This is a genomic window from Reyranella sp. (assembly GCF_965228225.1).
Classification (GTDB): Bacteria; Pseudomonadota; Alphaproteobacteria; order Reyranellales; family Reyranellaceae; genus Reyranella.
The window spans coordinates 4,141,030-4,164,023 of sequence record NZ_OZ245801.1; the positions used below are offsets into that span (position 1 = coordinate 4,141,030).

Here is a 22,994-nt window from a genome sequence, read left to right on the forward strand (position 1 = left end):
CCCGCGTTGAAAATCCGGTTAACTTGGGCCGGATACTGCCCCGGCAGGGGTCACGCGTCGATACGGGAGGAAGAGGAATGCCGCAAAGCGAACGACACGCCCTTGTGCTGGGAGGAGGCACGATGGGCGTCGGAATCATCGCCATGTTCCTGGGCGGCGGCTGGAAGGTGGACGTCGTGTCGCGCTCCGCCTCGACCCGCGACGGGCTGCCTGCGGCGACATCCCGCGCGCTCCAGGCGATGGGTAAGCCGGACGATGTCTCGGGCCTCGCGACCTATGCGACGCTCGAGGAGGCGCCCTGGTCGAAGATCGACATCGCCGTCGAGACGGTGACCGAGGACCTGGCGCTGAAGCAGAAGATCTTCGCCGACATGGAGAAGCTCTCCCGTCCGGGTGTGCCGCTCACCTCGAACTCGTCGAGCTTCCCGATCAGCGAGATCGGCAAGGGGCTGGCGAGCCAGGACCGCATGATGGGACTGCACTTCTTCATGCCCGCGCACCTGATCCCGCTGGTCGAGGTCGTGCGCTCCGTCCACACCGACGTGGTGCTGGCCGAGAAGGTCGGCGCGATCATGAGCGCGCTGGGCAAGCGGCCCGTGCAGGTGAAGAAGGATGTGATCGGCTTCCTGGGCAACCGCATCCAGGGCGCGCTGATGCGCGAGGCGCTGTGGCTGATCGAAGAGGGTGTCGCCTCGCCGGAGGACATCGACGCCACCGTGCGTCTCTCATTCGGCTTCCGCTATGCCGCCGCCGGTCCGATCACCCAGAAAGAGCATTCCGGCTGGGACACGACCTGCGCCGTCGCCAAGATCATCTGGCCCGATCTCAGCAACGCCGACGGCCCCCCGCCGGTCCTGCAGCGCAACGTCGACCAGGGCCGCATCGGCTTCAAGACCAAGGGTGGCTTCTTCGACTGGGACGATGCCTCGATAGCGAAAGAGCGCGCCCGATATGAGCGCGCTCTTTCTAAATGTCTGGAAATCTTCCGCGAGGAAGGAATTCTCTAGTTAGGCAGCGCGGCCTCGACCGCGGCCACCGCCGCCGCCGCCTCCACCGCCGAAGCGCCGGCCCTTCCACTGGGGACGCGGACCCTGCGGACGATCGCCGGCCGGGCGATCGCCTTGCGGGCGGTCGCCGTGGGGACGGTCGCCGTGCGGACGCGGCGCATACTGGCCGCCGCCACCATTGTGGTTCGGACGATCGCCGAACGACCGGGGGCGGTCACCCTGCGGGCGATCACCGTGCGGACGATCGCCATGGGGACGATCAGCCTGGGGACGATCGCCTTGCGCGCGATCGAAGCGGTCGCCCTGCGGACGATCGCCTTGCGGACGGTCTCCACGGGGGCGGTCACCGAACGGGCGATCACCCTGCGGGCGCGGATTGCGCGGACGGTCGCCGTAGGGACGGTCGCCCTGCGGACGATCACCTTGCGGACGATCGCCCTGCGGGGCATCGCGGAAGTCGCCACCGCGGAACTGGCTTTCGGCGTGCGCCGGCGGACGGTCGCCGCGCGAACGATCGTGGTTGGCACGGTCGCCGAACGAGCGATGACCGCCAGGACGACCGCCGCCGCCAGGACGGCCACCGCCACCCGGACGACCGGCGCCACGCGGACCACCACGGCCCTCGCGGGGACGCTCGTCGCGATCATCACGATCGTCGCCCTCGGCGCGCGCCTTGGGCGGCGGCAACTGCGGCATGTCTTCGTTGGCCGGCGTCGGAACGACCGGGATCCGCTGGTTGGTCAGCCGCTCGATGCCCTTGAGCTGGCCGCGCTCGCTGCCGTCGCAGAACGAGATCGCGATGCCCGAGGCGCCGGCGCGCGCGGTGCGGCCGATGCGATGGACATAGCTCTCGGCATCGGCCGGCAGCTCGAAGTTGATGACGTGGGTCACGCCCTGCACGTCGATGCCGCGCGAGGCGAGATCGGTCGCGACCAGGACGCGGGCCTTGCCGCGGCTGAAATTGTCGAGCGCCTTCTGCCGGGCGTTCTGCGACTTGTTGCCGTGGATCGCCTCGGAGCGCACGCCGCGGTCTTCCAGCGCCTCGGCGACGCGGTTGGCGCCGCGCTTGGTGCGCGTGAAGATGATGACCCGCTCGAGGCTCTCGTCGGTCAGGAGATGGTTGAGCAGGGTGCGCTTGAGGCCGGCGTTCACGAAATAGACGCGCTGGTCGATCTTCTCGACGGTGCGGCCCTGCGGCGCGATCTCGACCTTCTCGGGGTTCTTCAGGATCTCCGCAGAGAGCTTGGCGATGTCGTTCGGCATCGTCGCCGAGAACAGCAGCGTCTGCCGGTTCTTCGAGACCGAGGCCGCGATGCGACGGACGTCACGGATGAAGCCCATGTCGAACATGCGATCGGCTTCGTCGAGGACGAAGAAGCTGACCTGTCCGAGCTTCACGTTGCCACGCTCGACGAGGTCGAGCAGACGGCCGGGCGTCGCGATCAGGATATCGACGCCGCGCGACAGGGTCTCGATCTGGCGACCGTAGCCCAGGCCGCCGACGACGGTGCAGAGGCGCAGGCCGAGGCCGCGACCGTAGGTGTCGAAGCTGCGGGCGATCTGGACCGCGAGTTCGCGGGTCGGCGCCAGCACGAGGGCGCGCGGGCTCTTGGGCTGGGCGCGCTCCTTCGACTCGGAAAGTAGCTGCAGCACGGGCAGCGCGAACGCAGCCGTCTTGCCGGTGCCGGTCTGGGCGATGCCCAGCACGTCACGGCCCTGCAACAGGGCGGGAATCGTGCGCGCCTGGATCGGCGTCGGCACGGTATAGTTCGCGGCGTTCAATGCACGCAGCAGCGGCTCGGCCAGACCGAGGCTCGCAAACGTAACTTCACTCACTGAAAATCCTTACTTGCCGCCGGCGTGCCATCCTGGCACGCGCATCTGTGGCGGCGTTAGGCCCGTTCCCGCGCGCGGCTGGGACGGCTCTTGTCTTGGGGGATTGTCTCGGGATGAGGCGCCGTCACAAAGGAATGGGGCGCGTCGCGCGATCGCGAGAAATCTTTGAAGCCCGCTTACCTGCGAGCTGGCGCGTATATGATGCTGCAGCGCAGCGGAGTCAAGCGGATTACTGGCTTTCCGGCAGGCCGCTCCCTAGACTGTCTTCAAAACAAGCACATAGGGAGTGAACGATGCGCCGCAGACAGCTTTTCACGGTCGCAGCCGCCACAATGGCCGCACCGTCGATCGGGACCAGCGCCCGCGCCCAGAGCTTTCCCGCCAAGCCGATCCGGATTCTCATCCCGTACGCACCGGGCGGCACCTCCGACATCCTCGCGCGCCTGATGCAGCCGCACCTGCAGGCCGCCCTGGGCCAGTCGGTCGTCGTCGAGAACCGCACCGGCGCCAACGGCAACATCGCCGTCGACATGGTCGCGAAATCGGCGCCCGACGGATACACGCTGGTGCTGACCGATCTCGGCAACCTCACGATCTCGCCCTCCGTGATGAAACTGCCGTTCGACGTCGCGAAGGACTTCAACGCCGTCACCGTGCTGGCCTACACGCCGCACCTGCTCGCCGCCGCGCCGGATCGTCCCTACAAGACCGCGGCCGAGCTGATCGCGTTCGCGAAGGCCAATCCCGACAAGCTGAACTACGCGACGGCAGGACTGGGCAGCGCACCGCATCTGGCCGGCGCCCTCTTTGCCCACTCGCTCGGCCTCAAGATCACCTTCATCCCGATGAAGGGCGGCGCCGAGGCGATCCAGCAGGTCGCGGGCGGCCATGCCGACGCGCTGTTCAACGGCATGATCGCCACCCTGCCGCACGTGAAGAGCGGCAAGCTGCGCGGCCTCGCCGTGTCGAGCGCCACGCGCAACGCGCTGGCGCCGGATCTTCCGACCGTGATCGAGGCGGCCGGCATCAAGGACTTCGTGACGGGAAGCTGGCAGGGCTTCCTCGCCGCCAAGGGCACGCCGCCAGAAGTACTGGAGCGGCTCTATGTCGAGATCGACAAGACGACGAAGATTCCCGAGGTGGCGGCCCGGCTCAAGGAACTCGGCGCCGAGCCGGTTCTCTACAAGCCCGCGCAGAGCGATACATGGCGTGCGCGCGAGGTCGAAAACTGGGCGAAGGTGGTGAAGGATACCGGCATCAAGCTGGAATGAAACTGGAGGAGAACGGCATGGAATTCGGCATCCTCTTCACCTCGCACGCCAATCCGCAGGAGGAGCCCTATCCGCATCGCGCCGTTCATGCGCGGACGACGGACGAGATCATCGAAGCGGAACGGTTGGGCTACGACACGGCCTGGATCGCCGAGCACCATTTCTCGACCAGCTACGGCATCATGCCGGACTGCTTCGCCTACATGGCCTATCTCGCCGCCAAGACCAGCCGCATCAAGCTGGCCTCCGGCGTGATCACGCTGCCGCTCTACGATCCGATCCGCGTCGTCGAGAACGCCAACTTCGTCGACATCCTGTCGAACGGCCGGGTCATGCTGGGCATCGGCTCGGGCTATCGGCCCTACGAGTTCGTGGGCCTTGGCAAGGATTTCGAGGGCCGCCGCGACATGGTCGAGGAGGCGGTCGGCCTGATGTTCGACGCCTTCCATCGCCATCGCTACGATCACAAGGGCAAGTATTTCAGCGGCACCGTCGCTGAACCCTACGAGATGCTGCCCCAGCCGGTGCAGATGCCGCATCCGCCGCTCTACATGGCGGGCGGCACCGACCGCTCGATCGGCTATTGCGGCCGCAACGGCTTCGGCCTGATGCTGTCGACCCTGCCCGGCATCGAGACGCTCGCGGCGCAGACCGCCCTCTACAAGCGCGAGCTGGCGACGGCCTCGGCCGAGCGCGCCAGGAATCCCGCCGCGGGCCAGATCGACATCGCGCGCTGGGTCTACATCGCCGACACCGACGCGCAGGCGCGCGCCGAGACCGAAGAGGCGATCGTCCGCCACATCGGACATTTCGGCGGCACCGGCACCGCGGGATATCTCGGCTCGGTGTCCGAGAAGGGCAACCAGCTCAGCTACGACGAGTTGCTGAACACGACCCTGCTGCACGGATCGGCCGAGACTGTGATCGCACGCCTGCGCGAGATGCAGGCGCGCACCGGCATGACCTCGCTGCTGCTGCACTACCCGCCCTATTATGGACGCGAGAAGACGATGCACAGCCTGAAGCTCTTCGCCGAGCGCGTGATCCCCGCCTTCCGCCCGCCGGCACAGCGCGTGGCCGCCGCCGAATGACTCCGCAAGCGGCCACAATGGGCCGCAGCAACAATTCGCGCGGCGCGATCTTCACCATGCTCGCCATGCTGGGCTTCGCCAGCATGGACACCATCTCCAAGTGGATGGTGGCCGACTATTCGATCGGCCAGATGATGTGGGTGCGCTACGCCATCTTCTGCCTGTTCGCCTGGGCCGTCGTGCGCCGCCGTGGCCTGCGCTCGGCCGCGCGTTCCAGCCGGCCGTGGCTGCAGTTCAGCCGCGCCCTGCTGGCGGTGATCGAGAGCGCGGTATTCGTGCTGGCCTTTCGCTACTTGCCGCTCGCCGATACCCATGCGGTTGCCGCCACCTCGCCGCTGATCGTGATCGCGCTCGGCGTGCTGTTCCTCGGCGAACGGGCCGGACCGGCGCGCTGGGCGGCCGTCGGCGCAGGCTTCGTCGGCGTGCTGTTGATCGTGCGCCCGGGCTTCCGCGAACTCGACTGGCCGCTGCTGATTCCCGTAGCCGGCGCCATCCTGTGGGGCGGCTACCAGATCCTGGTCCGCCTCTGCTCACGCACCGACACACCCGACACCACGCTCGTCTGGTCGGCCTTCGTGGCGTTCGGCGCCACGACCCTGGTCGGGCCTTTGCAGTGGATCTGGCCGGACGCGAAAGGCTGGGCCCTGCTGCTGGCCATCGCCCTGCTGGGCGCGCTGGCGCACTATTCGCTGATCAAGGCGCTCGACTATGCCGAAGCCGGCGCGGTGCAGTCCTACAGCTACACGCTGCTGGTCTTCGTCACGATCCTGGGCGTGATCGTGTTCGGCGACGTCCCCGACCACTGGACCCTGGCCGGCGCCGCGGTGATCGTCGCCTCGGGCCTCTACACCTGGCACCACGAGAGGCGTGCGGCCTCTACTCCCTGACGCAGGACAGATCGCCTTCCTGGCAGTTGAGCTGGGCCTCGAGGTCCTTCACGCGCACCAGGGTGAGGCGTGCCTGGCACTGGGCGACGATCATGCCGTGGATCGAGCCGCCCGTGGTCGGCGCGCCGATGAAGGCGCACTCCCGGTCACGGAAACGGATCCACGCCTCTTCCGCCGCCTGCAGACGCGCGCGGCTTTCGGGCCCGAGGCGTGTCCGCAGCTTCGTGTAGGTGGCATTCAGTTGCCGGTCAGCGTCCTTCAGGGCGGTTCCCGCCTCCTGGTTCATGTCCATCTGGCTCTGCGCGAAGCCCGCGACCGTCCACGTCTGGATCGCAACGACCGCCGCCGTAAGCGCGACCAGGCGCCGGATCATCGCGGCCACGCCCTCAGTGCGACGAGGCCGCCATCGATCGGCAGCATCACGCCGGTCACCCAGCGCGATTCGTCGGAGGCGAGATAGACCGCGCCATGGGCGATGTCCCAGGCCGTGCCCTCGACCTGCATCGGCACCATCTTCTTGCGCCGGTCGCGCGCCTCGGCGCCGAGATGCGCCACCATCGGCGTGTGCACCGAGCCCACGATGATGCAATTGGCACGGATGTTCTGGGTCGCATAGTCGGCCGCGACCGACATCGTGAAGCCGTGCAGGCCCGCCTTGGCCGTCGCATAGGCCACCGCCCCGGCACTGCCCATCAGGCCGACAGCGCCGGCGATCGACGACACCATGATGATCGACCCGCCGCCGCCCTCCTTCATGCGCGGCAGGCAGGACTTGGTGCACAGCATCGTGGTCGTGAGATTGGCCTCGAGGACCTTGTTCCAGGTCTCGAGCGTCACCGTCTCGGGCGTGCCAGGCCCGCCGATGCCGACATTGTTGTGCAGGATGTCGAGCCGGCCATAGGTCTTCATGGCGAAGTCGGCCATCGCCTCGGCCGCGTCGAGCTGCGCTACGTCAGCCGCAAAGACCGACGCCTCGCCGCCCTCGTCCTTGATCTGTTTGGCCAGTCCCTCGGCACGCTCGGCACTGCGGTTGACCAGCACGACCTTGGCGCCTTCCTTGGCAAACAGCAGCGCCGTCGCCATGCCGTTGCCCAAGCCCTCGCCGCGCGGGGCCGCGCCCGTCACCACCGCCACCTTGCCTTGCAGCCGTCCGGCCATGTCTACTCTCCACCCAGATGATTTCAGGCGCGGACCTTAGCCGGGAGACGAAGGCGATGACCAGCAAGACAGAGACGTTCGAGGGTGGCTGCACCTGCCGCAATGTGCGTTACCGGCTCACATCGAAGCCGCTGTTCGTGCATTGCTGTCACTGCCGCTGGTGCCAGCGCGATTCTGGGACGGCGTTTGCGATGAACGCCATGATCGAGGCCGAGCGGGTCGAGCGGCTGGGCGGCGAGGTCCAGGTAATCGACACGCCGACCCTCAGCGGCAAAGGCCAGAAGATCGCGCGCTGCCCGCAGTGCCGCATCGCGGTGTGGAGCAACTATTCCGGCGCCGGACCCACCGTCCGCTTCGTGCGCGTCGGAACGCTCGACGAGCCCGACCGGCTGCCGCCCGACATCCACATCTTCACCATGAGCAAGCAGCCCTGGGTCGCGCTTCCCGCCGGCGTGCCGGCGGTCGAGGAGTATTACGATCGCAATCAACTCTGGCCGCCGGAAAGCCTCGACCGGTTTGCGACGTTGAGGGCGAAGAGCGCGTCGTGACCTAAGGCCAGTACGCGGGAAGTTTCGTCGCCAACCACTTGGCCAGCGCAGCATTCACGGCGACCGGCTTCTCCTGCGCCATCCAGTGGCCGGACTCCACGACGACTTCCGTGAGATCGACGCAGTTGCGGCGCATCGGCTCGGCGAGCTTCGACGTCATCGTCTCGCAGGTCGTGTCGTAGGCGCCGTGCAGGAACAGGACCGGCATCGCGAGCTTGCCGTCTTTCGGAGCGCGCTTGGCATAGGCGCCGTTGGCCCTGTGGTTCATGTACCAGGAGTCCGGCCCGAAAAAGCCGTTCTTCGTCAGCGCCGCGGTATAGGCTTCCATGTCCTGCTCGGTCAGCACGTCGGGATCGCGCGGCACGTCGGGACAGGCGCCGCCGCCGAACCAGCCGCCGGCGCGGCGCACCATCGAGGTCGGCGCCGGCTTGCCCACCCTCGCCGGATCACCCTTGCGGAACAGCGCCTTCACCACGTTGAGCGGATTGGCGTCGAAGCCCGCACAGGCCTTGTCGAAGCCCTCTTCGTAGAAGAACTGATAGTCCCACTGTCCGGCCGGGAACTGCGCCTCGGGATAGAGCGCGCGATCGACCAGCGGCACGACGGTGTCGAGCGTGAATCCGGTCGGCAGATAGGGCACGCACAGGCTGGCCACGCCGACCACCTTGTCGGGATGATGCGCCGCCATGTTCCAGACGACGGGGCTGCCCCAGTCGTGGCCGATCCACACCGCCTTGTCGCGACCGAGCGACGCCAGCAGTTCGACCATGTCGGCCACGATCTCTTCCTGCGCGAAATCCTCGTGCCGCTTGTAGGTGCTCGAGCGGCCGTAGCCGCGCATGTCGGGCGCGATGCAGCGGAAGCCCAGGGCGGCGAAGACCGGGAGCTGGTGCCGCCACGACAGCGATAGCTCGGGCCAACCATGGACGAAGATCAGCAGCGGCGCGTCTTTCGCTCCGCAGGCGAGATAGCCCGTGGTGTGGCGGGCGGTCTTGACGGTGTGTTCGGTGACCGGGAATGTCATGGCAAGGAGAAGGTCACATGGAAATCGATACCGGCACAACCGAACTCTTGTGCAGCGTCCGCGACGGCGTCGCGCTGATCACGCTGAACCGCCCCGAGGCGCGCAATGCGATGTCGCCCGACCTCACGGAGGCGCTGCGCAACCAGATCAAGGCGCGCGGCGACGACGATGCCGTCGGTGCGCTGCTGATCACCGGCGCCGGCACCGCCTTCTGCAGCGGCGGCGACGTGAAGGGCATGGGCGGCCGCGGCCCGCGCGGCCAGATGAGCTACGAGGAGCGGCTAGCCGACCTGCGCTGGCGCCAGACGCATCTCACCGGCGCGCTGGTCGCCGTGCGCAAGCCCACCATCGCCGCGCTGCCCGGCGCGGCGGCCGGCGCGGGCCTGGCCATCGCGCTGGCCTGCGACATCCGCATCGCCGCGAAGTCGGCCTTCTGTACCACCGGCTACGCCAAGATCGGCCTCTCGGGCGACTACGGCATCTCCTGGCTGCTGACCCGCACCGTCGGCCCGATGCGGGCGCGCGAGCTGATGTTCACCTCCGAGAAGGTCGGCGCCGAGCGCTGCGAGCAGATCGGCCTGGTGAACCGCGTGGTCGACGATGCCAAATTGCAGGACGAGGCCTTCGCCTTCGCCAAGTCGCTGGCCGAGGGACCGCGAGTCGCGCTGCGCCACATGAAGGACAATCTCGACGAGGCACTGCACATCAATTACGCGGACGCGCACTATCGCGAGGCCGAGCGCCTGGTCCAGTCGTCGCGGACCGCCGATCACAAGGAGGCGGTGGCGTCCTTCGTCGAGAAGCGCAAGCCGGTGTTCAAGGGGCGGTAGTGGTTACCCACCCCACCATCACCAACAGCACCTCACCCTGAGGAGCGCGCCGCAGGAGCGCGTCTCGAAGGGTGGGCACGAGCACCACGCCTGTTGCCCATCCTTCGAGACGGCGCGCTGCGCGCACCTCCTCAGGATGAGGTAGTGTGGGTGAAACCGCTCGATCAATCCCTGTAGTTCGCGGCGCGCTTCTGCAGGTTGGACATGATGGCTTCGAGCTGGTTGGGCGAGCCGATCAGCTTCTGCTGTTCGACCGACTCCATCATCAGCCCGGACGCCGCATCGGTCGCGACGGCCGCGTTGAGGAGACGCTTGTTGGCGCGGATCGCGTCGGGGCTCTTGGCGGCGATCTCGCGCGCCGTCTCGAGCGCCGCGGCGCGCGGGTCGTCGACCACCTTCGTCACGAAACCCATCTCGCGGGCCTCGACGCCGTTGAAGATGCGGCCGGTATAGGTGAGCTCGCGCACGACATCCTCGCGCGCCAGATGGCGCATCAGCTGCGTGCCGGCGAGGTCGGGCACCAGGCCCCACTTGATCTCCATCACCGAGAAGCGCGCATCGGCGGTGGCGTAGCGGATGTCCGGCCCCAGCGCGATCTGGAAGCCGCCGCCGAACGCCACGCCATGGACGGCGGCGATCACCGGCACCGGCAGCTCGCGCCACAGCCAGGCGCATTGCTGCGGCCGGTTGGCGATGCCGTGGGTGCGCTTCGTGAGGTCGCGGACGCCCGGCACCGCGTCGCCTTCGGCCTTCATCGCGGCGAAGCTACCCATGTCGAGGCCGGCGCAGAAGGCCTTGCCCTCGCCCGACAGGACGACGCAGCGCAGGCCGGGCATGCTGGCGAGCTTCGCGCCCGCCTCGATGATGCCTTCGAACATCGCCGGATCGAGCGCATTCATCTTGTCGGCGCGGATCAGTCGGACGTCGGCCACGCCGTCCTTGAGGTCGATCGAGACGCGGTCCTTCATTTCTCACCCTCCGATTTCATCCATTCGCGCAGGCGGCGCTTCACTTCTTCCGGGTCCAGGCGCTTGGGCGGCTCGAGGCTGCCGTCGTCGCGCTTGGGCCACACCATGACCGCGAGAGCACGCTGCACGTCGGCAAACGTGCAATCGTCCGGCAGCCGGTCGAGCAAGGCCCGGACCTGATCCTTCACGTCGCTCATCGCGTCACCATCAGCCAGAGTCCCTGCCCTATGTACACCGTGCCGAGCGCCAGGATCACCCGGCGCGTCCAGTGATAGAACTGCTTGTCCGACATGCGGTCGAGGAAGCTGCGCGACAGGGTGGTGCCGATCACCGCGAAGACCGCCGCGTAACCCATGACCAGCCACTGTTCGAGGTCGCGGCCGGCCGGGCCCTCGATCACCAGCGCGAAGTAGAGGACCTTGGTCAAGTGGCCCAGCACCTGGGCCGCGGCCTTGGTCGCGACGTTGACCTGCCGCGTCATGCCGGTGCGGACATAGAAGATGTCGAGCAGCGGGCCGGTCACGCCCGAGACGAGCTGGATGGCGCCGCCGATCGCACCGGCCAGGAAGGCTTGCCAGCCGCGCTCGATGTTGGGCGCGATGCGCTGCGGCACGGCGAGCGCGATGAACGGCGTCAGCCCGACGGCCATCAGCACCAGCGCCTTGTCGGGCACGAAATCGAAGAAGGAGAAGACGATCAGCGACGAGCCGGCTCCGGCGCCGAACTTCAACACGACGCTCCAGTTCACGTGATGACGCCACAGCCAGGCCCGCCAGCCGTTGGCCGCGATCTGGATGACGCCGTGGAACACCATCGCGACCGGCACCGGCAGCAGGACCAGCAGGAAGCCGATCAGCAGCATCCCGCCCGCCATGCCGAAGATGCCGGAGACGAACGAGGTCACGACGGCCACGACCGCGAGTGCCGCCATTACGGGGAGCGAGAACATCGGGTGCGGGCGTAGCGCACCGCCGCGGACGTGTCGAGATTGGCGCTCGCCGCGGTTTCACATCGCCAGCAGCTCGCTGGCGGTCCCAGGCAGAATCTCAGGGACCTTTGACGTCGAAAGGCTCCTCGTAGAGCTTGCGGCCGTAGGCGGTGAACATCTTCTGGTAGGTGCCCTCGGCCTTCAGCTCCTGCAACGCACCGGCGACATATTCGGCCAGCTGCTTCTTGGACAGCCCGAAGGCGATGACGGTCGGGTAGAGGCCCGTGATCGCCTCGGCGAAATCTCCCTTCTCTCCGTACAGGCGCGCAACCGCGTCGACGCTGACGGCGGCTTCGACCTGGCCTGCCCGCAGCGCCTGATAGGCCGCCGCGAAATTCTCGAAGGTGCGAATCGTGACCGGCTTGAGGCCCTTCTCCTCCAGCGTCTTGGACAATTCGCGCGCACGTCGCTCGGGGGCGCCCCCGAGCTCGACGCTGACCGAGCGACCGGCGAGGTCTTCCGGCTTGGCGATCTTGAGCGGATTGCCGGCCTGAGCGGAGATGCTGATGCCGTCGTAGCCGTAACGCACGAGCTGCATGATCTTGGCGCGATCCTCGGTGAAGAACATGCCGGTGTTGATCATGTCCCAGCGGCCACTCTGCACGCCCGGTACCATGACCGAGAACTCGACACGCACGTGTTCAGCCTTGAGGCAAAGCTTGCGGGCGATCGCTTCACCCAGTTCGACATGGAGGCCGCGCAACTGCCCCTTTTCATCCACCCACTGGACGGGCGGCAGGGTGGGATTGATCGACATCACCAGAGTGCCGGGCTTCACCAGCAATGAGTCGGCGACCTTGACCTTGCAGTCCTGCGCGCTGACAGGTGCGGCTGCCCAGAGCGACGCCGCAAGGGCCGCCAGAGGGCCGACTCCCAGTCGATTGAAGATCATGTGAGGCGCTCCTGCGGGACGGTGATGACGTCAGGACTGCAAAGCGCGTGCCGCATCCCCGTGCATGTTGCGCAGCCGCTTCTCGACCGCCTCGGCATGTGCGGCCCGGGCGGCGGCATCAAGGTCGGCCGCAGGGCGGGCCTCGTGGTCGAAATGGCCGTGCCGATCCGTACCGCGTACCAGAAGCGCCGATTCGCGGCCTTTCAGGGAGCGGACGCTGGTGGGAACGAAGCGGGCGGCGATCCCGATCCGCCGATCGGTCCATCGGTTCGGCGCCGACTCGTGCAACGTGCCGGTGTGGTGGATCGCCATTTCGCCGGCGGCGAGAACGGCATCGATCGTGCGGGCGGAATCGACGTTCTGCGCAATCTGCCCGCTGATGAGCATGTTGTCCGGGCTTGGCTGGTTAACGATGGGCAGCCGCGCGTCGCAATGGCTGCCCGGGAGGTAGCGCACCGGGCCACTCGCCAGGGGCACGTCGTCGAGTGCGATCCAGGCGGTGGCCTGCGTGGTTGGCTCGATGTGCCAATAGGTGTCGTCCTGGTGCCAGGTGACGAAGCGGCCATCGCCGGGATTCTTGATGAAGAACTCGGTCGACCACAGCAGCAGGTCGGGCCCGATCAAGTCTTCCACGACGTCGAGGATCGCCGGCTCGCGGACCAGTTCATCAAGCCAGGTAAACAACAGATGCGGCTTCTGGGTATAGATGCCGACGAAGGCGCCGCCGACAGCCTGTTCAGAGGCTTCGAGGCGGGCGCGATAGGCTCGTGCCTGCTCCGCCTTCAGGACGCGCAGCGGGAAGACGAAGCCGTCGCGTTCATAACGGTTCATTTCGTCAATGGTCAGCGACTTCGGCATCGAAACATTCCCAAGCAAATTGGAGGCCGATATGGTGCGCGCCATGACCGACACAGATCTTCTCTTCACCCCGGCCGTTCAGGCCGCCGCCCTCATCCGCACCAAGAAGCTTTCGCCCGTCGACTATCTCGACGCCGTCCTGAAAGCTGCCGAGCGCGCCAACCCCAGGATCAACTGCTTCCGCGAAATCATGGTCGAGCAGGCCAGGCGCGACGCGAAGAAGGCCGAGGAGGCCATCACACGCGGTGAAGTTCTGGGCCCGCTGCACGGCGTGCCGATCAGCGTGAAGGATCTGGTCGATGTCGAGGGCGTGCCGACCCGCCACGGTTCGGCGATCTTCGAGGGCAACGGCCCGGCGGCCGCAGACGATCTGCTGGTGCAGCGCCTGCGCAATTCGGGCGCCGTCATCTTCGCCAAGGCCACCACGCCCGAGTTCGGCGTCAAGGGCCTGACCGACGGCCCGTTCGGCGTGACGCGCAACCCGTGGAACCTCGAACGTACGCCGGGCGGTTCGAGCGGCGGCGGCGCGGCGGCGGTGGCGGCGGGGGTTGGCCCCCTGTCGCTCGGCACCGACGGCGCGGGCTCGGTGCGCGGCCCCGCTTCCTGTTCCGGCCTGGTCGGGCTCAAGCCGACCCTGGGCGCCGTGCCCTACGACACGACGCGCGATGCCTATGGCAACAACATCTATGCCGGCCCATTGGCACGCTCCGTCACCGATGCCGCGATCATGCATTCGGTGCTGGTCGGTCCCAGCGACAAGGATCCCTGGACCCTGAACGGTCCGTCGCAAAAGCCGCTGTCGCCGAAGCTGGCGGGCGCCGACCTGGCCGCCGTCCGCATCGGCTACATCGAACTCACCGCCAATCCCCGCGTCGCCGCCGACGTGCGGACCAACACGCGTGCCGCGCTCGCGGCGTGGGAGGCGATGGGCGCCGAGGTCGAGGAGGTCACCGAGAAGATCGACTGGATCGAGTACGAAGGCCGGGTGCTCTACCAGGCGAATTTCGCCGTATTCTGCGCGCAGTACCTGCCGAAATGGCAGAACCAGATGGACCCGGTGACCCTCGCCTTCATGGAGCGCGGCGCCAAGTTCACCCTGGCCGACTTCCGCAACGCGCAGTTCGCGCGCACCACACTGTTCCGCAAGATCCAGTCGCTGTTCGAGCGCTACGACTTCCTGGTGATGCCGACCAACGCGCGCACCGCGCTCGACGTGACGCACGACGCGGCCAACGACGAGGTCGTGATCGACGGCGTGAAGTGCGGCATCACCCGGCAGGGCTGGACCTCCTACCAGTACCCGTTCAACCTGACTGGCCACCCCGCCTGCGCCTATCCGTCGGGCTTCGGCGCCGACGGGCTGCCGACCTCGGTGCAGGTCGTGGGCAAGTGGGGCGCGGAAACCGATGTGCTGCGGATGGGCGCCCTGCTCGAAGCCGCGCGGCCGTGGGCGCAGCATCGGCCGCCGGCCCTCTGACGAGCCGCCACGCGGGCCGCGCAGGGAGCAGGCCTTTGCGCGGCCATGGGGCTTCTTCTAGGGTCCTCCCAAACATGAATGGGAGGATTCCATGCGTCTGATTGCAGTTCTGACGGCTCTTTTCGGGCTCGCCCTCGGGCCGGCAACAGCCTTTGCCCAGGCTTTCGACAAGCCCATCAAGATCATGGCGCCCTATGCGCCGGGCGGAAACATCGACGTCACCGCCCGCATCATCGCCGACAAGCTGCGCGAAGTGCTGGGGGTCAGCGTCATCGTCGAGAACAAGGCCGGCGCCAGCGGCATGATCGGCAGCGACGTCGTGGCCCGCTCCGCCCCGGACGGGACCAGCCTGCTGGTCTCGGCCAATTCGCTGGTCGCTGTCCCGGCCATCTACGGCAACGCACCCTACGACTGGCGTACGGCCTTCACGCCCATCACCCATATCCAGCGCGTGCCGGCCGTGCTCGTCGTGCCGGCGAACTCGCCGATCAAGACGATGGCCGACTTCATCGCCCTCGGGAAGGACGGCAAGTTCGCGGTGGCCGACTCCGGCCTCGGCACCACCAACCATCTCGCGGTCGAGCTGATCGCCGAGGCCACGGGCACCAAGTACACGTCCGTCCATTACAAGGGATCGGGCGCCGCCATGATCGACGTGATGGCGGGCCAGGTGCCGGCCCAGGTCGACCAGCTCAACGCCGCCATCGGCAACATCAAGGCGGGCAAGCTGCGCGCCATCGCCGTCTCGTCCGACAAGCGCGTGCCGCAGCTTCCCGACGTACCGACCATGAAGGAAAGCGGCGTGAAGGGTCTCGAGGACTTCACCTTCGCGACCTTCACCGGCCTGTTCGGCCCGGCCAAGATGCCGCCCGACGTGGTCGCGAAGATCAACGAGGCGATGGTCAAGGTGCTGAAGGATCCGGCCGTCGTCGCGCGCTTCGCCGAGCTCACGGCCGTGGCCTACCCGACGACGCCACAGGAAACCGCGGCGATGTTCGAGGCGGAGGATCGGACGGTCGTCCCGCTCATCAAGAAGCTGCAGATCAAACCGGAGTAGTCAGACCGATGTCCCTCTTGCCGCCTGCCATCATTCCGATCGTCCTGCTGCTGGTGTCCAACGTCTTCATGACGTTCGCCTGGTACGGGCACCTGAAGTTCACCGACAAGCCGCTGTGGCTGGTGGTGGTGGCGAGCTGGGGCATCGCCTTCGTCGAATATTGCTTCGCCGTTCCGGCCAACCGGTACGGTCACGCGATCTACTCCGCGGCCGAACTCAAGACCATGCAGGAGGTGATCACGCTCACCGTGTTCGCCGCCTTCTCGGTCCTCTATCTCGGCGAACGCATCACCTCGAACCATCTCGTGGGCTTCGCGATGATCTGCGGCGGCGCCTTCTTCATCTTCAAGGGGCCGCTGCCGTCCTGGTGAGGCCCGCCGGACGGCGGACTATTCGGCGGCCTGGCCGGCACCGCTCAGGATGGCCTGCCTCGCCCTCTCCCCGGCGCGGCGGTTGCGCCGCTTGATCCACCACATCAGGAAGCCGGTGACGGCGAAGATCGGGATGATGACGCCGGACACGAAGACCAGGAACTTGTAGCCGCCCCCAAGCCCGATGCCGTAGTGCAGCGCGCGCTGCCAGGCGATGACCTTCTCACCGGCCGACATGGTCTGCGGATCGAACACGTCGACCACGGTCCTGCGATAGGGATCGACGATCACCGTGACGATGGGCGCGCCCTCCTGGTGACCGGGCCGCACCAGACCGACGCGCAACGCCTGGTCGGGGCGGGTCGGCAGGAAGGCGTTCAGGAAGCGCGTGCCGGGCACCCGGGCCTTCGCGAGCTCGATCGCCTCGTCGACCGCCATGGCCGGCGTGCCGCGCATCGGCTCGACTCGGGCCTGGAACATCGCAGCGCGCATGTCGCGGCCGGGTGACACGAGATTGACCGCGGCCGAGATCTGCTGCGGGAAGGCGAGATACACGCCGGTGAAATTCACCAGCATGAAGATCACCAGAGACCAGATGCCGACGGCGCCGTGCAGCTCGCGGTTCAGGCGCAGGCCCTTGGCCTTGCGGCGGACGATGAAGGCCTGCTTCCACTGGCCGGGCCTGGGCCACCAGAGATAGAGGCCGGAGCAGCCCAGCACGAGCATGGCCACGCCCAGCCATCCCACGATCTCGCGGCCCACGCCGCCGGGGATGAAGATGTGGCCGTGCAGGTCGTGGAAGAAGCGTACCCAGCCCGTCATGGCCTGCTGCGTCTCGAGAACCTGCAGCGAGACCGGATCGATCAGGATCTGCAGGCTGCCGGCAAACGGACTCTGCGTCGGGACGCGGCCCTGCGCGGGCTGGCCCGGCTGTGCGTTGCCCGCGCCGGCCTGCTGGCCGCCGCGGAATTGCGGTCGCTCGCCGGCCATGCCCGGGCGCGACAGGCGCACGGCGGCCGGCTCGCCCGCCTCGACCGGCCAGCGGACCGCGATGGGCACGCGCCCCGGCTCGTTGTTGGCCGCCTTGGCGGCCTCGATCAGCCGCCCCGCCGACTGCCACTCGCCTTCCGTCGTCACGGGCGGCTCGCCCTGCCCCAGCAGGTGCTCGATGTCGTGTGCGTAGACCAGCACCGCGCCGGTGATGCCCATCATCACCAGCGGCAGCAGCAGGATGAGACCGATCCAGAGATGGATCTGCTGCAGCCAGTAGCGGAACGTGCGCCGCTGCGGCTTCGGCCTCTGAGCCATGGTCACCCTCCGCCGAAAGCCACGGCGATGCGATAGGTGAGGAAGGCCGCCCCGTACGCCAACGCCAGCATGTAGAAGAACGTCACCCACAGCCACCGCCAGCCGCCGGTCTCGCGCCGGATCACCGCCAGGGTCGACGCGCATTGCGGCGCGAACACGTACCAGGCGAGGAAGGCCAGCGCCGTGGCGAGGCTCCATTGCGAGCTGAGGGCCGAGGCGATCTTGTCGGTGGCTTCCTCGCCGCCGCTGATCGCATAGATCGTGCCGAGCGAACCGACCGCGACCTCACGCGCCGCCATGCCCGGGATCAGCGCCACGTTGATCTGCCAGTTGAATCCCAGCGGCTCGGTCAGCGGCTGGATCGCGGTACCGATCTTGGCAGCCAGACTGTAATTGATGGCGGGCTCGCTCGCGCCCTCCGGCGGCTGCGGGAACGAGGCCAGCACCCAGATCAGGATCATCATCGACAGGATGATGGTGCCGGCCCGCTTCAGAAAGATCGTGGCGCGGGTCCACAGGCCGATGGCGATGCTCTTCGCCTGCGGAATCTTGTAGTCCGGCAGTTCGAGCATGAACGGCTCGCCGGACTTGCCGCGCCAGATGAGCCGCTTGACCACGAACGATACGGCGAGCGCGCTGGCGATGCCCACCGTGTAGAGGCCGAACATCACCAGCCCCTGCAGGCCGACGAAGCCCCAGACCTCGCGGTCGGGAATGAACGCGCCAATGATCAGCGTATAGACCGGGATGCGCGCCGAGCAGGTCATCAGGGGCGCCACCAGGATGGTGGTGAGGCGGTCCCGCCGGTCGTCGATCACGCGCGTCGACATGATGCCGGGAATGGCGCAGGCGAACGACGACAGGAGCGGAATGAAGGCGCGCCCGTGCAGGCCGGCGCCACCCATGATGCGATCCATCAGGAAAGCCGCGCGCGCCATGTAGCCCAGATCCTCGAGGACGAGGATGAAGAAGAACAGGATCACGATCTGCGGCAGGAACACGATCACGCTGCCGACGCCGCCGATCAGCCCGTCCTTCAGGAAGCTCTTGAACAGGTCGGGCAGCGGCAGCCCGGCGACGAGGTCGCCCAGAAAGTGGAAGCCGGCCTCGATCGCGTCCATGCCGGGTTCGGCCCAGGCGAACACGGCCTGGAACATCACGAACAGAATGGCCAGCAGCACGACCAGCCCCGCCACCGGGTGCAGCAGCACCGCATCGAGGCGTGCCGTCAGGCTGTCGGGCTTGCCCTGCCCCTTCACCACCGCGGCCAGGATGCGATCCGCCTCCTTCTGAGCACGGCGCAGGTCGGCGGCGTCGGGCGTGGTCCAGAGCGTGCCGGTCGCGCGTTCTGCGGCGGCGAGGCGGTGGTCGATTTCGGCCAGCAGCGCGTCGGTGCCGCCGCGCCGCACCGCGACCGAACTCACGACGGGCAGGCCCAGCTCGCGGCCCAGCTTCTCGGTGTCGATCTCGATGCCGCGCTTGCGCGCGATGTCCATCATGTTGAGCGACAGCATGACCGGCCGGCCGACCTGCTTCAGTTCCAGCACGAGGCGAAGCGCCAGGCGCAGGTTGGAAGCGTCGGCCACACAGACGATCAGGTCCGGGATCACGTCGCTCTGGGTGCGCCCCAGCACGACGTCGCGCGTCACTTCCTCGTCCGGAGAGCGCGCGCGCAGCGAATAGGTGCCGGGCAGGTCGACGATGCGCACCGTGCGACCCGCGGGCGTCGTCAGCGGACCGACCTTCTTCTCGACGGTGACACCGGGATAGTTGGCGACCTTCTGCCGGCTTCCCGTCAGCGCGTTGAACAGCGCCGTCTTGCCGCAATTGGGATTGCCGACCAGGGCGACGACCGGAGCGGCGGTGGGTGCGGTGACGCTCACGGTTCGGCTCCGACGCTCACGAGGATGGCCATCGCCTCGCGGCGGCGCAGGCCGATGGTGGTGTGGGCGACACGCACGGCGATGGGATCGCCGCCGAACAGGCCCTGGTGCAGGATTTCCACGTCCGCGCCTTCGACGAAGCCCAGCTCGATCAGGCGACGCTCGAGTTCGGGCGCGGGCATGCCTGCGGCGACACGCCCCGCGGCGATGGCATGTATGCGCCCACGAAAACCCACGGGGGCGGTGCCAAGTGCTATTGTTGGTTCGCTGCTCATTGAGAGTAAGTCGTAGTAGCATCGATAAAGTTGGCGTGCCAGCGGGAGGTAGAGAAATGGCAAATATCGTTCTGGCGCATGGCGCCTGGTCGGCGGCCTGGGCCTGGAAGAAGATGCGTCCCCTGCTGCAGGAGGCCGGCCACCAGTTCTATGCCCCGACCTATACCGGCCTGGGCGCCCGCGCCCATCTCGCCACGCCCGACGTCGATCTCTCGACCCACGTCCAGGACATCGTCTCCGAGATCGAGTTCGAGGACCTGAACGACGTCGTCCTGCTGGGCCATTCCTATGGCGGCATGGTCGCCACCGGCGTTGCCGACAAGGTCGCCAGCCGACTCGCGCGCATCGTGTACATAGACGCCTTCGCCCCTCAGGACGGGCAGAGCCTATTCGACCTGGTCGGACCGAAGGCCGAAGGCAACATGCGCAAGGGCGCGGAACGGGACGGCGACGGCTGGAAGATGCCCGTCAACCCGATGCCGCCGGATACCGCCCCCGAGGACGTGGCCTGGGCCAGCCCGCGCCGCCGGCCGCAGCCGATCAAGACCTTCGAGCAGAAGATCAAGCTCGAGTCGAAGGAGCCACTGCCGCCGCGCGATTACATCTACGCGACCCGCAATGGCCCGGGCGATCCGTTCCGCCAGTTCGCCGACCGGGCGCGCAGCGAAGCCGGCTGGACCTGCCATGAGCTCGACACCAGCCACAATCCGCATATCACCTGCCCGAACGAGTTCATGGCCCTCCTGACGAAGATCATGGCAGGCGGCAAGTGAACACCGACCTGGCCTATTCGATCCTGGGCCAGCTCGAACGCGCCCCGCGCGCCGACGACCGGCTCACCCTCACCGGGCACGGCGATCCGGTGTTCCAGACGCCGTGGTGCGTCGGCACCGCCGGCGCCGCCGCGCTGGGCGCCGTCGGCCTCGCCGTTTCCGACCTGTGGCGACTGAAGAGCGGCAGGCCTCAGTCGGTCTCGGTCGACCTCGCCGCCGCCACCGCGTCACTGCGCTCCAACACCTATGTGCTGCGCAACGGCGAGCGTCCGGTGTCGTGGGATCCGCTGTCCGGCCACTATCCGACGCGCGACGGCCGGCACATGTTCATCCACACCAACCATCCGCACCATCGCGCCGGCGCGCTGCGCATCGCCGGCGCCGACGGCGACACGCGCGAGGCGCTGGCCGCAGCCGTCGCCAAATGGGACGGGCTCGCGATCGAGCAGGCGATCGCCGACGGCGGCTGCGTCGGCGGGTTGACACGCAGTCGCGACGAATGGAACGCCCATCCGCACGGCATCGCGGTGGCGAAGCTTCCGCTGATCGACATCGTGAAGATCGGCGAGGCGCCGGCCGAGCCCCTGCCCGAGGGCGAGCGCCCGCTGTCGGGCGTGCGCGCTTTCGACCTCACGCGCGTGCTGGCCGGACCGACCAGCGGCCGGGTGCTGGCGGAGAACGGCGCCGACGTGCTGCACGTCGCGGCCCCTCACCTGCCCTACCAGGCCGAGCTGCTGATGGACACCGGGCACGGCAAGCGCTGCACCTGGATCGACCTGCGCGAAACCGCCGGCGTCGAGACGATGAAGTCGCTCCTGAAGGACGCCGACATCTTCACCCAGGGCTATCGCCCTGGCACGCTCGCGGCCCGCGGCTTCTCGCCGGAACAGGTGGCGGCGCTGCGGCCCGGCATCGTCTGCGTCAGCCTCTGCGCCTACGGCCATGAAGGCCCGTGGTCGTCGCGCCGCGGCTTCGACTCGATCGTGCAGAACGTGACCGGCCTTGCCGCCACGCAGGGCTCGCTCGACAAGCCGCGCAACCTCCCCGTCCAGGCCCTCGACTACATCGCGGGCTATCTCGGCGCGCTGGGTGCCCTGGTGGCGCTGGCCCGCCGGGTCGAGCAGGGCGGCTCCTGGCAGGTCCGCGTCTCACTGGTCCAGGTGGCACACTGGCTCGCCAGCCTGGGCACCGTCGATGCCGCAGAGTGTGCGGCCGAACTGCCCGAGGCGGCGCTGCTGCCGCTCCTCACCGAAAGCGTCGGCCCGCTCGGCCGGCTGCGCCACCTGAAACCGGTCGTGCAGCTCGGCGAGACACCGGCCTACTACGCCCGTCCCGCCGAACCGCTCGGCACCTCTCCCGCGCGGTGGGCGTAGAACCATGTCCGACATCCTGAGAACGGAAGCCGAGCTCGAGGCGATCTACGGACGGCCGTTGGAAGCATCGACGGTCAAGGAAGTGAACTGGATCACGCCGCACTATCGCGCCTACATCGAGGCGTCGCCCTATGCGGCGATGGCGACGTCCGGTCCGGAAGGTCTCGACTGTTCGCCGCGTGGCGACAGGCCGGGCTTCGTGCGGGTGCACGACGAGAGGACACTGATGCTGCCCGACCGGCGCGGCAACAACCGCATCGACTCGCTGCGCAATATCGTGCGCGATCCCCGGGTGGCGCTGCTGTTCATGATCCCCGGCGTCGGCAACACGCTGCGGGTCAACGGCCGCGCCCATCTCAGCATCGCGCCCGACCTTCTGGAGTCCTTCGCCGTCGAGGAGAAGGCGCCGCGCTCGGTGACCGTGATCGAAGTCGATGCCGTGTACTTCCAATGTGCGCGCGCGCTGGTGCGCTCCGAACTCTGGAATCCAGCCCGACATGTCGATCCGAAGTCGCTGCCCAGCGCCGGCCAGATCCTGGCGGCACTGAGCGGCGACCGGGTCGGCGGCGAAACCTACGATCGAGAATGGCCGGGCCGGGCAGCGGCCACGATGTGGTGATCCGCGAGCGCGAACCGGCCGACGACGAGGCGATCCGCCGCCTCAACGATCTGGCCTTCGGCGGCCCGTTCGAGGGCAAGCTGATCGACGAGTTGCGCGAGGCGTTCATCGATGCGGTCGAGCTTGTGGCGATCGAACACGGCGAAATCGTCGGCCACATCCTGTTCAGCGCGCTGACCACGATGGTCGACGACGACGCCATCCCGACCTTGTCGCTGGCGCCGATGTGCGTCCATCCCGGACGCCAGAACTCGGGCATCGGCACAGCCTTGGTCGAAACCGGGCTCGAACTGGCGCGACGCCGCGAATGGCAGGCCGTCGTGGTCCTCGGCGATCCCGACTACTATCCGCGCTTCGGCTTCTCGGCCGAGCTGGCGAGCGGCCTCGACAGCCCGTTCGAGGGCGAGTCCTTCATGGCGCTGGAACTGGTGCCCGGCGCCCTCGACGGCGACGACGGGCTGGTCGTCTATCCCGCGGCGTTCGGCCTGGTTTCGTAGAAG

At 67.7% G+C, this 22,994-nt stretch carries 25 protein-coding genes; 13 read left to right on the plus strand and 12 right to left on the minus strand.

Going from position 1 to position 22,994, the window contains the following annotated elements:
- Positions 1-77 precede the first annotated feature (77 nt).
- Positions 78-1,007, plus strand: a complete 930-nt coding sequence (locus ACO07K_RS20120) for a 3-hydroxyacyl-CoA dehydrogenase family protein (protein WP_422030946.1) — start codon at positions 78-80, stop codon at positions 1,005-1,007.
- Here the strand turns inward: ACO07K_RS20120 and ACO07K_RS20125 are convergent, their stop codons facing one another.
- On the minus strand, positions 1,008-2,843 hold the full coding sequence (locus ACO07K_RS20125) for a DEAD/DEAH box helicase (protein WP_422030948.1): 1,836 nt from the start codon (positions 2,841-2,843) through the stop codon (positions 1,008-1,010). It abuts the gene before it with no gap.
- Between the two features lie 293 nt (positions 2,844-3,136).
- On the opposite strand from ACO07K_RS20125, the gene ACO07K_RS20130 reads away from it, so the two are divergent.
- From ACO07K_RS20130 to ACO07K_RS20140, 3 genes are read left to right on the plus strand one after another with little or no spacing between them, the layout of a single operon-like run.
- Complete coding sequence (locus ACO07K_RS20130; RefSeq protein ID WP_422030950.1) at positions 3,137-4,114, plus strand: Bug family tripartite tricarboxylate transporter substrate binding protein; 978 nt, start codon at positions 3,137-3,139, stop codon at positions 4,112-4,114.
- Between the two features lie 17 nt (positions 4,115-4,131).
- A complete protein-coding gene (locus ACO07K_RS20135; protein WP_422030952.1) occupies positions 4,132-5,205 on the plus strand; it encodes an LLM class flavin-dependent oxidoreductase in 1,074 nt (357 codons plus the stop codon).
- A gap of 17 nt (positions 5,206-5,222) precedes the next feature.
- On the plus strand, positions 5,223-6,092 hold the full coding sequence (locus tag ACO07K_RS20140) for a DMT family transporter (protein ID WP_422030954.1): 870 nt from the start codon (positions 5,223-5,225) through the stop codon (positions 6,090-6,092).
- Here ACO07K_RS20140 and ACO07K_RS20145 read toward each other — a convergent pair.
- Both ACO07K_RS20145 and ACO07K_RS20150 read right to left on the minus strand, forming a co-directional pair.
- Positions 6,082-6,465: a lysozyme inhibitor LprI family protein gene (locus ACO07K_RS20145; RefSeq protein ID WP_422036685.1), complete on the minus strand. Its 384-nt coding sequence runs from the start codon at positions 6,463-6,465 to the stop codon at positions 6,082-6,084. The genes ACO07K_RS20140 and ACO07K_RS20145 overlap by 11 nt on opposite strands.
- Positions 6,462-7,250, minus strand: coding sequence for an SDR family NAD(P)-dependent oxidoreductase (locus ACO07K_RS20150; RefSeq protein ID WP_298313261.1), 789 nt, complete (start codon positions 7,248-7,250; stop codon positions 6,462-6,464). The genes ACO07K_RS20145 and ACO07K_RS20150 overlap by 4 nt, the downstream gene beginning before the upstream one ends.
- Positions 7,251-7,306: 56 nt before the next feature.
- On the opposite strand from ACO07K_RS20150, the gene ACO07K_RS20155 reads away from it, so the two are divergent.
- Positions 7,307-7,798 carry a GFA family protein gene (locus tag ACO07K_RS20155; protein ID WP_422030956.1) on the plus strand — a complete coding sequence of 164 codons (492 nt, stop codon included), beginning with the start codon at positions 7,307-7,309 and terminating at the stop codon, positions 7,796-7,798.
- Between the two features lies 1 nt (position 7,799).
- Here the strand turns inward: ACO07K_RS20155 and ACO07K_RS20160 are convergent, their stop codons facing one another.
- A complete protein-coding gene (locus tag ACO07K_RS20160) occupies positions 7,800-8,822 on the minus strand; it encodes an alpha/beta fold hydrolase (protein ID WP_422030958.1) in 1,023 nt (340 codons plus the stop codon).
- A 17-nt stretch (positions 8,823-8,839) separates the two neighbouring features.
- Here ACO07K_RS20160 and ACO07K_RS20165 point away from each other — a divergent pair, with 17 nt between their 5' ends.
- Positions 8,840-9,652: an enoyl-CoA hydratase-related protein gene (locus ACO07K_RS20165; RefSeq protein ID WP_422030960.1), complete on the plus strand. Its 813-nt coding sequence runs from the start codon at positions 8,840-8,842 to the stop codon at positions 9,650-9,652.
- A 164-nt stretch (positions 9,653-9,816) separates the two neighbouring features.
- Here the strand turns inward: ACO07K_RS20165 and ACO07K_RS20170 are convergent, their stop codons facing one another.
- From ACO07K_RS20170 to ACO07K_RS20190, 5 genes are all read right to left on the minus strand, one after another.
- A complete protein-coding gene (locus ACO07K_RS20170) occupies positions 9,817-10,620 on the minus strand; it encodes a crotonase/enoyl-CoA hydratase family protein (RefSeq protein ID WP_422030962.1) in 804 nt (267 codons plus the stop codon).
- A complete protein-coding gene (locus tag ACO07K_RS20175) occupies positions 10,617-10,817 on the minus strand; it encodes a hypothetical protein (RefSeq protein WP_298314475.1) in 201 nt (66 codons plus the stop codon). The genes ACO07K_RS20170 and ACO07K_RS20175 overlap by 4 nt, the downstream gene beginning before the upstream one ends.
- Positions 10,814-11,551, minus strand: a complete 738-nt coding sequence (locus tag ACO07K_RS20180; RefSeq protein ID WP_422030964.1) for a TSUP family transporter — start codon at positions 11,549-11,551, stop codon at positions 10,814-10,816. Before ACO07K_RS20180 ends, ACO07K_RS20175 begins: the two co-directional genes overlap by 4 nt.
- Before the next feature lie 115 nt (positions 11,552-11,666).
- Positions 11,667-12,500 (minus strand): ABC transporter substrate-binding protein, encoded by an 834-nt coding sequence (locus ACO07K_RS20185; RefSeq protein WP_422030966.1) that lies wholly within the window; start codon positions 12,498-12,500, stop codon positions 11,667-11,669.
- A 30-nt stretch (positions 12,501-12,530) separates the two neighbouring features.
- The gene (locus ACO07K_RS20190; protein ID WP_422030968.1) at positions 12,531-13,358 is read right to left on the minus strand and encodes a phytanoyl-CoA dioxygenase family protein; all 828 of its coding nucleotides are present in this window, start codon (positions 13,356-13,358) and stop codon (positions 12,531-12,533) included.
- A gap of 43 nt (positions 13,359-13,401) precedes the next feature.
- Here ACO07K_RS20190 and ACO07K_RS20195 point away from each other — a divergent pair, with 43 nt between their 5' ends.
- From ACO07K_RS20195 to ACO07K_RS20205, 3 genes are all read left to right on the plus strand, one after another.
- Entirely contained in the window at positions 13,402-14,835 is a 1,434-nt protein-coding gene (locus tag ACO07K_RS20195) for an amidase (protein ID WP_422030970.1), read from the plus strand.
- A gap of 91 nt (positions 14,836-14,926) precedes the next feature.
- Entirely contained in the window at positions 14,927-15,892 is a 966-nt protein-coding gene (locus ACO07K_RS20200) for a Bug family tripartite tricarboxylate transporter substrate binding protein (RefSeq protein ID WP_422030972.1), read from the plus strand.
- Positions 15,893-15,900: 8 nt separating this feature from the next.
- Positions 15,901-16,263 carry a DMT family protein gene (locus ACO07K_RS20205; RefSeq protein ID WP_298314484.1) on the plus strand — a complete coding sequence of 121 codons (363 nt, stop codon included), beginning with the start codon at positions 15,901-15,903 and terminating at the stop codon, positions 16,261-16,263.
- Between the two features lie 18 nt (positions 16,264-16,281).
- Here ACO07K_RS20205 and ACO07K_RS20210 read toward each other — a convergent pair whose 3' ends face one another.
- The 3 genes from ACO07K_RS20210 to ACO07K_RS20220 are packed head-to-tail and all read right to left on the minus strand — an operon-like array spanning position 16,282 to position 19,729.
- Complete coding sequence (locus tag ACO07K_RS20210) at positions 16,282-17,571, minus strand: PepSY-associated TM helix domain-containing protein (protein ID WP_422030974.1); 1,290 nt, start codon at positions 17,569-17,571, stop codon at positions 16,282-16,284.
- 2 nt (positions 17,572-17,573) lie between these two features.
- Positions 17,574-19,454 carry a ferrous iron transport protein B gene (feoB, locus tag ACO07K_RS20215; protein ID WP_422030976.1) on the minus strand — a complete coding sequence of 627 codons (1,881 nt, stop codon included), beginning with the start codon at positions 19,452-19,454 and terminating at the stop codon, positions 17,574-17,576.
- The gene (locus ACO07K_RS20220) at positions 19,451-19,729 is read right to left on the minus strand and encodes a FeoA family protein (RefSeq protein ID WP_422030978.1); all 279 of its coding nucleotides are present in this window, start codon (positions 19,727-19,729) and stop codon (positions 19,451-19,453) included. The genes feoB and ACO07K_RS20220 overlap by 4 nt, the downstream gene beginning before the upstream one ends.
- Positions 19,730-19,785: 56 nt before the next feature.
- Between ACO07K_RS20220 and ACO07K_RS20225 the strand changes: the two genes are divergently transcribed.
- Genes ACO07K_RS20225 through ACO07K_RS20240 form a run of 4 tightly spaced genes read left to right on the plus strand, consistent with a single transcriptional unit; the run spans position 19,786 to position 22,991 of the window.
- A complete protein-coding gene (locus ACO07K_RS20225) occupies positions 19,786-20,502 on the plus strand; it encodes an alpha/beta hydrolase (protein WP_422030980.1) in 717 nt (238 codons plus the stop codon).
- Positions 20,499-21,875 (plus strand): CoA transferase, encoded by a 1,377-nt coding sequence (locus ACO07K_RS20230; RefSeq protein ID WP_422030982.1) that lies wholly within the window; start codon positions 20,499-20,501, stop codon positions 21,873-21,875. The genes ACO07K_RS20225 and ACO07K_RS20230 overlap by 4 nt, the downstream gene beginning before the upstream one ends.
- A 4-nt stretch (positions 21,876-21,879) precedes the next feature.
- Entirely contained in the window at positions 21,880-22,494 is a 615-nt protein-coding gene (locus tag ACO07K_RS20235; protein WP_422030984.1) for a pyridoxamine 5'-phosphate oxidase family protein, read from the plus strand.
- Positions 22,461-22,991 (plus strand): GNAT family N-acetyltransferase, encoded by a 531-nt coding sequence (locus ACO07K_RS20240; protein ID WP_422030986.1) that lies wholly within the window; start codon positions 22,461-22,463, stop codon positions 22,989-22,991. Before ACO07K_RS20235 ends, ACO07K_RS20240 begins: the two co-directional genes overlap by 34 nt.
- Positions 22,992-22,994: the final 3 nt, after the last annotated feature.

What these genes read in the sequence shown, in the direction of transcription:
- ACO07K_RS20200 (WP_422030972.1), top strand. Translation starts at nt 14,927, where the DNA reads ATGCGTCTGATTGCAGTTCTGACGGCTCTTTTCGGGCTCGCCCTCGGG.
- ACO07K_RS20155 (WP_422030956.1), top strand. Translation starts at nt 7,307, where the DNA reads ATGACCAGCAAGACAGAGACGTTCGAGGGTGGCTGCACCTGCCGCAAT.
- ACO07K_RS20175 (WP_298314475.1), bottom strand. Translation starts at nt 10,817, where the DNA reads ATGAGCGACGTGAAGGATCAGGTCCGGGCCTTGCTCGACCGGCTGCCG.
- ACO07K_RS20220 (WP_422030978.1), bottom strand. Translation starts at nt 19,729, where the DNA reads ATGAGCAGCGAACCAACAATAGCACTTGGCACCGCCCCCGTGGGTTTT.
- ACO07K_RS20120 (WP_422030946.1), top strand. Translation starts at nt 78, where the DNA reads ATGCCGCAAAGCGAACGACACGCCCTTGTGCTGGGAGGAGGCACGATG.
- ACO07K_RS20130 (WP_422030950.1), top strand. Translation starts at nt 3,137, where the DNA reads ATGCGCCGCAGACAGCTTTTCACGGTCGCAGCCGCCACAATGGCCGCA.
- ACO07K_RS20180 (WP_422030964.1), bottom strand. Translation starts at nt 11,551, where the DNA reads ATGGCGGCACTCGCGGTCGTGGCCGTCGTGACCTCGTTCGTCTCCGGC.
- ACO07K_RS20185 (WP_422030966.1), bottom strand. Translation starts at nt 12,500, where the DNA reads ATGATCTTCAATCGACTGGGAGTCGGCCCTCTGGCGGCCCTTGCGGCG.
- ACO07K_RS20135 (WP_422030952.1), top strand. Translation starts at nt 4,132, where the DNA reads ATGGAATTCGGCATCCTCTTCACCTCGCACGCCAATCCGCAGGAGGAG.
- ACO07K_RS20165 (WP_422030960.1), top strand. Translation starts at nt 8,840, where the DNA reads ATGGAAATCGATACCGGCACAACCGAACTCTTGTGCAGCGTCCGCGAC.
- ACO07K_RS20190 (WP_422030968.1), bottom strand. Translation starts at nt 13,358, where the DNA reads ATGCCGAAGTCGCTGACCATTGACGAAATGAACCGTTATGAACGCGAC.
- ACO07K_RS20205 (WP_298314484.1), top strand. Translation starts at nt 15,901, where the DNA reads ATGTCCCTCTTGCCGCCTGCCATCATTCCGATCGTCCTGCTGCTGGTG.
- ACO07K_RS20150 (WP_298313261.1), bottom strand. Translation starts at nt 7,250, where the DNA reads ATGGCCGGACGGCTGCAAGGCAAGGTGGCGGTGGTGACGGGCGCGGCC.
- ACO07K_RS20160 (WP_422030958.1), bottom strand. Translation starts at nt 8,822, where the DNA reads ATGACATTCCCGGTCACCGAACACACCGTCAAGACCGCCCGCCACACC.
- ACO07K_RS20170 (WP_422030962.1), bottom strand. Translation starts at nt 10,620, where the DNA reads ATGAAGGACCGCGTCTCGATCGACCTCAAGGACGGCGTGGCCGACGTC.
- ACO07K_RS20210 (WP_422030974.1), bottom strand. Translation starts at nt 17,571, where the DNA reads ATGGCTCAGAGGCCGAAGCCGCAGCGGCGCACGTTCCGCTACTGGCTG.
- ACO07K_RS20240 (WP_422030986.1), top strand. Translation starts at nt 22,461, where the DNA reads ATGGCCGGGCCGGGCAGCGGCCACGATGTGGTGATCCGCGAGCGCGAA.
- ACO07K_RS20195 (WP_422030970.1), top strand. Translation starts at nt 13,402, where the DNA reads ATGACCGACACAGATCTTCTCTTCACCCCGGCCGTTCAGGCCGCCGCC.
- ACO07K_RS20140 (WP_422030954.1), top strand. Translation starts at nt 5,223, where the DNA reads ATGGGCCGCAGCAACAATTCGCGCGGCGCGATCTTCACCATGCTCGCC.
- ACO07K_RS20235 (WP_422030984.1), top strand. Translation starts at nt 21,880, where the DNA reads ATGTCCGACATCCTGAGAACGGAAGCCGAGCTCGAGGCGATCTACGGA.
- ACO07K_RS20225 (WP_422030980.1), top strand. Translation starts at nt 19,786, where the DNA reads ATGGCAAATATCGTTCTGGCGCATGGCGCCTGGTCGGCGGCCTGGGCC.
- ACO07K_RS20145 (WP_422036685.1), bottom strand. Translation starts at nt 6,465, where the DNA reads ATGATCCGGCGCCTGGTCGCGCTTACGGCGGCGGTCGTTGCGATCCAG.